Annotated in this window: 1 protein-coding gene and 1 pseudogene; both read right to left on the reverse strand. The window is 66.0% G+C overall.

Annotated elements, in window-relative coordinates; genetic code table 11:
* On the reverse strand, positions 1-854 hold an 854-nt coding region (gene mhpE, locus VV867_RS30935; protein ID WP_328568438.1), incomplete at its 3' end, for a 4-hydroxy-2-oxovalerate aldolase.
* A pseudogene (locus VV867_RS30940) lies at positions 851-1,225 on the reverse strand (acetaldehyde dehydrogenase); the annotation flags it as partial. The pseudogene VV867_RS30940 and the gene mhpE, both read right to left, overlap by 4 nt.

The following is a 1,225-nucleotide window of genomic DNA, read 5'->3' on the forward strand; positions in this document are numbered from 1 at the left end:
CCGGCGTAGCCCAGGGCCAGGGTTTCGCGGTCCACCCGCACCGGGCGGTCCTGCAGCGGGCGCACCAGGTCGTCGGCGGCATCCATCAGCGCGTAGAGGTCGGTGCCGTGGTGCCAGCCGAGCTTGTCGGCGGCGGCGATGAATACTTCCAGCGGCGCATTGCCCGCCCCAGCGCCCATGCCAGCCAGGCTGGCGTCGATACGGTTGCAACCCTCTTCCACCGCAGCGATGGAGTTGGCCACGCCGAGGCTGAGGTTATGGTGGGCGTGGATGCCGGTTTCGGTCTCGGGCCTGAGCACGGCCTTCACCGCGCGGAAACGCGCACGGATATCGTCCATGTTCATCGCCCCGCCGGAGTCCACCACGTAGATGCAGGTGGCGCCGTAGCTCTCCATCAGCTTGGCCTGCTGCGCGAGGCCTTCCGGGGTCTGCATGTGGCTCATCATCAGGAAGCCGACGGTGTCCATGCCCAGCTCGCGGGCATATTCGATGTGCTGCTTGGAGACGTCCGCTTCGGTGCAATGGGTGGCCACGCGCACGACGCGGGCGCCGGCGGTGTAGGCAGCCTTCAGGTCGTGGATGGTGCCGATGCCCGGCAGCAGCAAGGTGGCAATCTTTGCGTGCTTCACCGAGTCCGCCGCGGCTTCGATCCATTCCAGATCGGTGTGGGCGCCGAAGCCGTAGTTGAACGACGAACCTTGCAGGCCATCGCCGTGCGCGACTTCGATGGAATCCACCTTCGCCATATCCAGCGCTGCGGCGATGGCGCGCACGTCGTCCAGGCTGTACTGGTGGCGGATGGCATGCATGCCATCACGCAGGGTCACGTCGGAGATATAGAGTTTCTGGCTCATGCCGAGGCCCCCATTGCTTGCGCCATGCGCTCGGCGGTGGCCAGCGCGGCGGAGGTCATGATGTCGAGGTTGCCGGCGTAGGCCGGCAGGTAGTGGGCGGCGCCTTCGACTTCGAGGAAGACGGAGGTTTTCAACCCGGAGAACTTGCCGTGACCGGGGATGTTCAGGTCGCGGACCTCGTCGAACTGCACCTTCTGCTTCAGCCGGTAACCGGGGACGTAGGCCTGCACGGCGGCGGCCATCTCCTCGATGCTCGCCTCGACCTTGGCCTGATCGACCGATTCGCTGAGCACATACACGGTGTCACGCATGATCAGCGGCGGCTCGGCCGGGTTCATGATGATGATCGCCTTGCCCTTGGCCGCCCCGCC

The sequence above is a fragment of the Pseudomonas sp. JH-2 genome (assembly GCF_036231725.1).
GTDB classification, from domain to species: Bacteria; Pseudomonadota; Gammaproteobacteria; order Pseudomonadales; family Pseudomonadaceae; genus Pseudomonas; species Pseudomonas delhiensis.